Annotated in this window: 9 protein-coding genes; 5 read left to right on the plus strand and 4 right to left on the minus strand. The window is 68.4% G+C overall.

What is annotated here, in order from left to right; all coding sequences use genetic code 11:
• Nucleotides 1–16 precede the first annotated feature (16 nt).
• Genes tatC through lnt form a run of 3 tightly spaced genes read left to right on the plus strand, consistent with a single transcriptional unit; the run spans nt 17 to nt 4,915 of the window.
• Nucleotides 17–769 carry a twin-arginine translocase subunit TatC gene (gene tatC / locus Q0D75_RS13260; RefSeq protein ID WP_291054189.1) on the plus strand — a complete coding sequence of 251 codons (753 nt, stop codon included), beginning with the start codon at nt 17–19 and terminating at the stop codon, nt 767–769.
• A complete protein-coding gene (locus tag Q0D75_RS13265; protein WP_291054171.1) occupies nt 769–3,273 on the plus strand; it encodes a DEAD/DEAH box helicase in 2,505 nt (834 codons plus the stop codon). The genes tatC and Q0D75_RS13265 overlap by 1 nt, the downstream gene beginning before the upstream one ends.
• 4 nt (nt 3,274–3,277) lie before the next feature.
• On the plus strand, nt 3,278–4,915 hold the full coding sequence (gene lnt / locus Q0D75_RS13270; protein WP_291054173.1) for an apolipoprotein N-acyltransferase: 1,638 nt from the start codon (nt 3,278–3,280) through the stop codon (nt 4,913–4,915).
• 39 nt (nt 4,916–4,954) lie between these two features.
• On the opposite strand, the gene Q0D75_RS13275 is transcribed toward lnt, so the two are convergent.
• From Q0D75_RS13275 to Q0D75_RS13290, 4 genes are all read right to left on the minus strand, one after another.
• Entirely contained in the window at nt 4,955–5,320 is a 366-nt protein-coding gene (locus Q0D75_RS13275) for an RNA polymerase-binding protein RbpA (RefSeq protein ID WP_291054175.1), read from the minus strand.
• A gap of 96 nt (nt 5,321–5,416) precedes the next feature.
• Nucleotides 5,417–6,148: a glycerophosphodiester phosphodiesterase family protein gene (locus Q0D75_RS13280; RefSeq protein WP_291054177.1), complete on the minus strand. Its 732-nt coding sequence runs from the start codon at nt 6,146–6,148 to the stop codon at nt 5,417–5,419.
• A 40-nt stretch (nt 6,149–6,188) separates the two neighbouring features.
• Nucleotides 6,189–7,133, minus strand: a complete 945-nt coding sequence (locus Q0D75_RS13285; RefSeq protein WP_291054179.1) for an SPFH domain-containing protein — start codon at nt 7,131–7,133, stop codon at nt 6,189–6,191.
• Complete coding sequence (locus tag Q0D75_RS13290; RefSeq protein ID WP_291054181.1) at nt 7,130–7,648, minus strand: NfeD family protein; 519 nt, start codon at nt 7,646–7,648, stop codon at nt 7,130–7,132. The genes Q0D75_RS13285 and Q0D75_RS13290 overlap by 4 nt, the downstream gene beginning before the upstream one ends.
• Nucleotides 7,649–7,782: 134 nt before the next feature.
• Between Q0D75_RS13290 and Q0D75_RS13295 the strand changes: the two genes are divergently transcribed.
• Together Q0D75_RS13295 and Q0D75_RS13300 are read left to right on the plus strand one after the other, a co-directional pair.
• Nucleotides 7,783–8,556: an SDR family oxidoreductase gene (locus tag Q0D75_RS13295; RefSeq protein ID WP_291054183.1), complete on the plus strand. Its 774-nt coding sequence runs from the start codon at nt 7,783–7,785 to the stop codon at nt 8,554–8,556.
• A gap of 26 nt (nt 8,557–8,582) precedes the next feature.
• Nucleotides 8,583–8,958: NUDIX domain-containing protein (locus tag Q0D75_RS13300; protein WP_291054185.1), on the plus strand; the 376-nt coding region annotated here is incomplete at its 3' end.

Raw genomic sequence — 8,958 nt, forward strand, 5'->3', positions numbered from 1 at the left:
CAACCGCGACGGCCGGATGTCGCTGGGCTCCCACCTGGTCGAACTCCGGAAGCGGCTGTTCATCGCGGCCCTTGCGATCGTGGTGGGCATGGTCGTCGGGTTCATCCTGTCCGACTTCGTGCTGGTGGCGCTGACCCAGCCGATCGCCGACATCGCGGCCCAGCAGGGGCGTGAGGCGAGCCTGAACTTCACCGACGTCTCGTCGGCGTTCGACCTGCGCATCCAGATCGCCTTCACCGTGGGCGTTGTGCTGTCGGCGCCGGTGTGGCTGTACCAGATCTTCGCGTTCGTGATGCCGGGGCTCAAGCGCAACGAGAAGCGCTTCGCTATCGGCTTCGTGCTGGCCGCTGTGCCGCTGTTCTTCGCGGGCACCGTGGCCGGCTGGTTCGTGCTGCCCCATATGGTGGTGCTGCTCACCGGTTTCGCGCCTGAGGGCACGACGGCGCTTCTCACCGCACGGTCCTATTACGACTTCGTGCTGAAGCTGGTGCTGGTCATCGGCATCGCATTCGTGCTGCCGGTGTTCCTGGTCATCCTGAACTTCGCCGGGGTGCTGAGCGCGGTCACGATCCTCAAGTCGTGGCGCATCGCCATCCTGGCCATCACGCTCTTCACGGCCATCGCCACACCGGCGGCCGACGTGATGTCGATGTTCCTGCTCGCCATCCCGATGCTGCTGCTGTACTTCGGTGCGGCCGGCATCGCGTTCCTGCACGACCGGCGCAAGAAGAAACAGCTGTCGAACCTCGACATCGAGCTGGCCGTCTGATGGCGAAGGCCGCGGATCCGGCCGAGCTGCTGAGTCCCTCCGAGCGGTTCGCCGCCAGTCGCAAGCGGGCGGGGCATCCGCAGGTCGAGGTGTTCCGTGCGGGAATCGGCTTCGATCTCGACCCGTTCCAGATCGAGGCCGCCGGTGCGCTCGAAGACGGCCGCAGCGTTCTCGTGGCCGCCCCCACCGGTGCGGGCAAGACCGTGGTCGCGGAGTTCGCGGTGCACCTGGCGATGCAGTCGGTGCGCGACAAGGTGTTCTACACGGCGCCGATGAAGGCGCTGTCGAACCAGAAGTTCAACGAGTTCGTGACCGAGTACGGGCCCGACGAGGTGGGCCTGCTCACCGGTGACACCAACATCAACGCGGATGCGCGGATCGTGGTGATGACCACCGAGGTCTTGCGCAACATGCTCTACGCCGACTCGAACCTGCTGAAGAACCTGCGGTTCGTGGTGATGGACGAGGTGCACTACCTGGCCGACCGTTTCCGCGGCGCCGTCTGGGAAGAGGTGATCATCCATCTCCCGCAGTCGGTGAAGCTGGTCTCGCTCTCGGCGACCGTCTCGAACGCCGAGGAATTCGGCGACTGGCTGCAGGCCGTACGCGGCGACACCGAGGTGATCGTGTCGGAGGAACGGCCCGTTCCGCTCGACCAGCACGCGCTCGTGAAGACCAAGCTGCTCGACCTGTTCGACTCGACGGGCCGGGCGGCCACGAACCGGGTCAATCCCGAGCTCGCCCAACTGGTGCGTGGAGGTGCTTCGCTGGCCGCCGACCGCGGGGGGCGGGGACGCGGTGGGCACAACCGCAACGGGCGCGGAGGCGGCCGCGGCGGCTACGGCACCGGGAACGGCGGCCCGCACAACCGTGGCGGGTTCGAGCGGATGGACCGGCCCGAGGTGGTGCGCCTGCTCGATGAGCACCGGCTGTTGCCCGCCATCTTCTTCGTGTTCAGCCGAATCGGCTGCGACCAGGCCGTGAAGCAGGTGCTCCGCGCCGGCGTGCGACTCACCACCACCGAGGAGCGCGACGAGATCCGCAAGATCGTCGACGAGCGCTGCCGCACCCTGCGCGACGAAGACCTCGCCGTGCTCGGCTACTGGGAGTGGACCGAGGGCCTGCAGCGCGGTGTCGCGGCTCACCACGCCGGCATGCTGCCCGCCTTCAAAGAGGTGGTGGAGGAGCTCTACCAGAAGAAGCTCGTCAAGGTCGTCTTCGCCACCGAGACGCTGGCGCTCGGCATCAACATGCCGGCGCGCACCGTGGTGCTCGAGAAGCTCGAGAAGTTCAACGGCGAGGCGCGTGTGCCCATCACGGCGGGGGAGTACACGCAGCTCACCGGCCGTGCGGGGCGTCGGGGAATCGACGTGGAGGGCCACTCGGTCATCCAGTGGCGGGAGGGGCTCGACCCGCAAGAGGTTGCCTCGCTCGCCTCGCGGCGCACCTACCCGCTCAACTCGAGCTTCCGGCCCACCTACAACATGGCCGTGAACCTGATCGATCAGTTCGGCCGGCCGCGCACCCGCGAGATCCTGGAGTCGTCGTTCGCCCAGTTCCAGGCCGACCGCGCCGTGGTCGACCTCGCCCGTAAGGTTCGGCAGCAGGAGGAGTCGCTGGCCGGCTTCGACAAGGCGATGACCTGCCATCTCGGCGACTTCCGGGAGTACGCGGAGATCCGCCGCGAGCTCACCGACCTCGAGCGCTCCAGCGCCGGCAAGGGCGACTCGCACCGCCCGCACGCCGATCGGGAGAAGCGGCAGCGGCACATCGCGTCGCTGCGCAAACAGCTGCGCGCGCATCCGGTGCACGGCTGCAAAGACCGCGAGGCGCACGCGCGCTGGGCAGAGCGCTACTTCACCCTGAAGAAGGAGACGGATCGCCTCACCCAGCAGATCCAGACCCGCACCAACGTCATCGCGAAGGTCTTCGACCGGGTGACGGATGTGCTGCTCGGGCTCGGCTACCTCACCACCGACGAGCACGGGCAGACCGTGATCACCGCTCAGGGGCACACGCTCAAGCGCATCTACGGCGAACGCGACCTGCTGGTGGCGGAGTGCATCCGTCGCGGTGTGTGGAAAGACCTCGACCCGGCCTCGCTCGCCTCGATCGCGTGTGCGCTGGTCTACCAGCCGCGGCGCGACGAGAGCGAGAACGCCGAGCGCTACCTGCCTCGCGGATCATTTCGCCAAGCGCTCGACGAGACGCAGACGCTCTGGGCGACGATCGACGACATCGAGCGCGACCACAAGCTGCCGGGCAGCGACCCGGTGGCGATCGGGCTCTGCACGGCCATGCACAAGTGGGCTCGCGGTGCCACGCTCGACGAGGTGCTGAGCGAGGCCGACATGGCCGCCGGCGACTTCGTGCGCTGGGCGAAGCAGACCATCGACCTGCTCGACCAGCTGCAGGGCACTCCGGATGCGCGGCTCGCCACGAGCGCCCGTTCGGCGATCGACGCGGTACGCCGCGGCATCGTCGCCTACTCCTCGGTGGCGTGACGTCGTGAGCACTGCTGTCTCCCGTACCCCGGTGTCCTCCGCGGCCGCGCGCCCGGCCGATCCTGCCCTGCGGCGCGATCTGCCGGCTCTCGAAGCGCCCGGGTTCACGCGGCCCGTGATGCCCCTCTGGCTCGCTCTCCTGGGCGCGGTCGGCGCCGGTATCGCCCTCGACGCCGGCTTCCCCGACAAGGGCTGGTGGCCGCTCACGTTGGTGGGTGTGGCCATCGTGCTCACCGCGCTGATCGGCCGGCGCTGGGGAAGCGCCCTGCTGATCGGTTTCGTGGCCGGCGTCAGCTTCTGGGGCGTCCACATCTTCTGGCTCACCCTGTACCTCGGGCCGGTGCCGTGGCTCGGGCTCGCGATCTTCGAGGGCGGCTACTTCGCTCTGGGCGCGCTGCTGATCGCGCTCGTGTACCGCCGGGCGGAGGCGGCCTGGCCGTCGCGTGCGCGGCGCCTGACGGTGCTGCCGCTGGTGGTCGCCGGCCTCTGGGTGCTGCGCGAAGGGATCAACTCCATCGCGCCCTACGGCGGCTTCTCCTGGGGCCGGGTGGCGATGTCGCAGTCCGAGAGCCCGTACACCGGCCTGATCGCCTGGGTGGGGATGGCGGGGCTGAGCTTCGTGCTGGTGTGGCTGGTCGCGTTCCTGGTGCAGCTGGTGCGCGAGGACGGGCTGCGCTCGTCGACCCGCGTGCTTGCAGCGTGCGTGGCGATCGCCGCCACACTGGCCGTTCCCGCCTGGCCGGCCGTCACATCCGGAACCGCCCGCATCGGCGCCGTGCAGGGCAACTCGAACGCCGGACTGTTCGCCGTGCACGAGCGTGGCGACATCCTGAGCGACCACGTCTCGGCCTCGGCCGGCCTGATCGGGCAGGACATGGACGTGGTGGTGTGGCCGGAGAACTCCTCCGACATCGATCCGACCCAGTTCACCTACGCGTCCCAGACCCTGGATGCCGTCAGTGCCGAACTCGGCGACGTGCCGCTGGTGGTCGGCACGATCCAGGCCCGTGGCGACAAGGTCTACAACACCTCGCTGCTGTGGCAGAACGGGGGCGTCACCGACTTCTACGACAAGCGGCATCCCGTGCCCTTCGCCGAATGGATGCCGAACCGGGAGTTCTTCCGGGCCCTGGCGCCCGACCTCGTCGACCTGGTGACACGCGACTACGAGTTCGGCGACACCGACCTCACCTTCGACATCAACGGCCTGATTGCCGGCATCTCGATCTGCTTCGACATCACCGACGACGCGGTGATGCGGGCGATGTCCGCCGAAGGCGCCCAGGTCGTGCTCGCCCAGACCAACAACGCCGACTTCGGGCAGACCGACGAGAACCTGCAGCAGCTCGCGATCGCGCGGCTGCGGGCTGTGGAGTTCGGCACGAGCGTGGTGAACATCTCGACGGTGGGCCACAGCGAGATCATCGCTCCCGATGGCAGCACCATCGCGAGCATCCCGGCCTACGAGGCGGGCTCGATGGTGGCGGACGTGCCGCTGGCGACCGCGGCGACCCCCGCCTCCGTCGCCGGGTTCCAGCTCGAATGGCTGTTCGCCGGGTTCGGCATCATCGGGTTGCTGGTGGCCCTGACGTCGGGTGCCGGCGCGTCAGCACGCACGAGGAAAAGGCCGCGCCGACCCTGACGGGTGGCACGGCCTTTGTCGTGTGGTGCCAATCGGCTGCTAGGCGCCGATCTTCTGAGTGCCGCGACGGGCGCGCAGGAACTGCAGGCGCTCTTCGAGCAGCTCTTCGAGCTCGGCGCGTGTGCGGCGCTCGAGCAGCATGTCCCAGTGACTCCGCGGAGTCTTCGCGTCGGCGTGATCGATGGTCATGGGCTCGGAGCCCACCATCAGAACGGCCTCGTGGGAGCAGTACTTGCACTCCCAGGTCTCGGGGGCTTCGGCTTCGGCCGAGAACACCATGTCGGTGTCACGGCCGCAGGTGGCACAGCGATACGTGTAGCTGGATCGGGGCGAAAATACGACGCCCTCTTCGCTCTGCAGGCTTTGTGCGCCCAGACGCATTCCGCGCAAACTGCGATCTGCCATTGTGTGGTCTCCTCTCGCATTGCTTCGAACTTTATAAACCTCAGAGCCCGGCCAAACCTTTCCAAAGCCGTCTTTTGCCAGTACTCTCTCAGCGAATTAGGCAATTCCCCCTTCGGGGGCCGTGAGCGCCAGCATCAGGTCGGCGCGATCGCTGACGATGCCGTCGACGCCCCGTTCCAGAAGGCCCCGTGCCACCGGCACGTCGTTGATCGTCCAGACGTGCACCTCCACGCCGGCGGCGTGCAGGCGGTCGATGGTACGGCGTGTGGTGGTGTGCAGTCCGAAGATGCGCATCGGGATCTGCACGGCATCCACCCGGCGCAGCGCGAAGCGCACCAGGGGAGTGAGGCCGAGTTTGGCCAGCAGCAGCGCCGGCACGAACTCCGAGGCCGAGGCCGAGGCCGCCACCCGCGTTCCCAGGGCGGCGATCGCAGCCCGACGTCGTGCCCCGGAGAAGGAGGTGATCAGCACCCGGTCGACCGCGCCCGCGGCTGCGATCGCGGCGGCCGCCGGGGCCGCGACGTCGTCGGACTTGATGTCGATGTTGAACCGCGTCCCCGGCAGCGCCTCGAGCGCCTCCTGGAGCGTGACGAATCGCACGCCGCCACCGAGATCGATCGAGCGCAACTGCTCGAGCGTCAGATCGGCCACCCGATCGGCGCGCCCCACGATACGGTCGAGGGTGGGATCGTGCACGACCACGGCCACACCGTCGGCCGAGGCGTTGACGTCGGTCTCGACATACGTGGCACCGGCCGCGACGGCGCGCTCGAAGGAGGCGAGGGTGTTCTCGGGAACGCCGATCGCCAGACCACGGTGGGCGAGCACGCGCGGTTTTGGGGGCGCGAAGTAGGGCTTCGTCGGAGTGCTACTCGCCCTGGCGTGCGGCACCATCGGCCGTTCCCGGCTTCGACGCCGCGGCACCTCGCTCGCCGAATGCCTGGCCGATGCCCTTGAGGGCTTCGGTGAGCTCGCTCGGGATGACCCAGAGCTTGTTCGCGCTGCCCTCGGCCAGCTTCGGCAGGGTCTGCAGGTACTGGTAGGCGAGCAGCATGTTGTCGGGTTCGCCCTTGTGGATGGCGCTGAAGACGGTGGTGATGGCCTCCGCCTCACCTTGGGCGCGCAGCACGGCGGCCTTGGCGTCACCCTCGGCCCGCAAGATCTCGCCCTGCCGATGGCCTTCGGCCTCCAGGATGGCGGACTGCTTGGTTCCCTCGGCCGTCAGGATGACCGCGCGGCGCTCCCGCTCGGCACGCATCTGCTTCTCCATCGAGTCCTGGATGGACAGGGGCGGGTCGATCGCCTTGAGCTCGACGCGCGACACGCGGATGCCCCACTTGCCGGTGGCCTCGTCGAGCACGATGCGCAGCTGGCCGTTGATCTCGTCACGGCTGGTGAGCGCCTCTTCGAGGTTCAGGCCACCCACCACGTTTCGAAGGGTGGTGGTGGCGAGCTGCTCGACGGCGCCGAGGTAGTTGGCGATCTCGTAGGTCGCGGCCCGAGCATCCGTCACCTGGAAGAACACCACGGTGTCGATGGAGACCACCAGGTTGTCTTCGGTGATGACGGGCTGCGGCGGGAACGACACGACCTGCTCGCGGAGATCGATCAGCGGGCGCAGCCGGTCGATGAATGGAACCAGGATGTTCAGGCCCGGCATGAGGGTCTTGTGGTAGCGGCCGAGGCGCTCGACCACACCGGCGCGGGCCTGCGGGATGATCCGTACCGACCGGGCCACCACCACCAGCACGAAGATGACGATGATGACGATGACGACCACCAGGATCACCTGGCCCACGACGTTCTCGTTCATGCGGGGGAGTCCTTTCGTTCGACGGGAGTCTGCTGCTCGCCGACCGATGGGGCCCGTTCGGCGGGAACCACGATCGCGGTGGCGCCGTCGATGGCCGTGACGAGCACGCGCTCACCGCGCTGCAGTTCACGTGGCTCGGTGAGGGTGCTGATACGCGCCGTCCAGGTGTCGCCGTTGGAGAGCTTCACGTGCCCGGCCGACGACGTGACGCCGTCGAGCACGAGGCCCTCCAGACCCAGGAGGGCGTCGACGTTGCTCCGGGCCGGGTCGCCGCCCCGCTTCAGCAGCCGGAGCAGGGGAGGACGCAGCGTGAGCAGGAGCAGCAGCGACACCACGGCCGCCACGACGATCTGGATGTACCAGGGGGCGCCGAACGCGCCGGCGACGAGGCCCCCGAGGCTGCCGATGGCGATCATCAAGAAGGTGAACTCGAGCGTGAGCATCTCGATCACGACGAAGAGCAGGATGAGGCCCAGCCAGAAGATCCAGGCGTAGGAGTCGAGGAATTCGAGCATCCGTGGTCTCCTCTCGGCGCTGATCGCCAGTGTGACCTGACGCCTTCGACGCTAGCAGGGATCCGTGTCGACCGACCGGAGTAACGGCTACTTGGTAGTCTCGGGAGGTCGTTTCGATCTACGAGGAGTTCTCCGTGCCCAATCCACTCGCCCCCGGTTCGCTCACCGGAAAGCGCGCCCTCGTCACCGGCTCCTCCCGCGGCATCGGTGCCGACACGGTCGGCTACTTCGCCGAGGCGGGCGCCTCCGTCGTCATCAACTACCGCAACAAAGAGGCACGGGCCGCGAAGCTGGCGAACAGCATCCGCGAGGCGGGCGGATCGGCGATCGTGGTGGGTGCCGACCTCACCGACCCCGCATCCGTCGCCGCGATGTTCGACCAGGTGCAGGCCGAGCTCGACGGCCTCGACATCCTCGTCATGAACGCCTCGGGCGGCATGGAGAGCGGGATGGCCGAGGACTACGCGATGGCCCTCAACCGCGACGCCCAGGTGCAGCTGCTGACGGCAGCCCTGCCGCTGCTCGCTCCCGGCTCCCGCGTGGTGTTTGTCACCAGCCACCAGGCGCACTTCATCCGCACCACCGAGACCATGCCCGAGTACGAGGCCGTGGCGCTCAGCAAGCGGGCGGGCGAAGACGCCCTGCGCGCGATGATCCCTCAGCTGGATGAGGCCGGCATCGGCTTCGTCGTGGTGTCGGGCGACATGATCGAGGGCACCATCACGGCCACGCTGCTCGAGCGCGCGAACCCCGGAGCGATCGGAGCCCGCAAGGAGGCCGCCGGCCGCCTGTACAACGTGAGCGAGTTCGCCGCCGAGGTGGCCGCCGCGGCTGTCGATCCGGTGCCCGAGAACCACACGCGCTACGTCGGCGACATCTCCGACTTCGGCGCCATCGAAGGCGAATAGGGCCGAGCGGGCGGGCGGAGGAGATCGTGAGCGGGGCTGCGGATGCGGCGACGCCGGAAGGCGGCGTCATCCTGAAATCCCGGGTGCTGCTGCTGGATCAGGCCGGCCGCACCCTCCTCTTCTACACACGCGCCGACGTGGCCACCCACCCCACCAGGTGGCTCACGCCGGGCGGCCACCTCGAGCCGGGCGAGTCGCACCTCGACGGCGCGGTGCGCGAGCTGTTCGAGGAGACCGGGCTCGTCATCGCTCCCGAGGCGTTCGGCGAGCCGTTCTGGAGCCGGGACTTCGTGGCCGAGCCCGCCGACGGGGTGCTTCGGGACTATCACGAGGAGTGGTACGTGCTGAGGGTGCCGGCCTTCGATCCGGTGTCCGCCGGGTGGACGCCCGAGGAGCACGTCG

Source organism: Herbiconiux sp. (assembly GCF_023264855.1).
Classification (GTDB): Bacteria; Actinomycetota; Actinomycetes; order Actinomycetales; family Microbacteriaceae; genus Herbiconiux.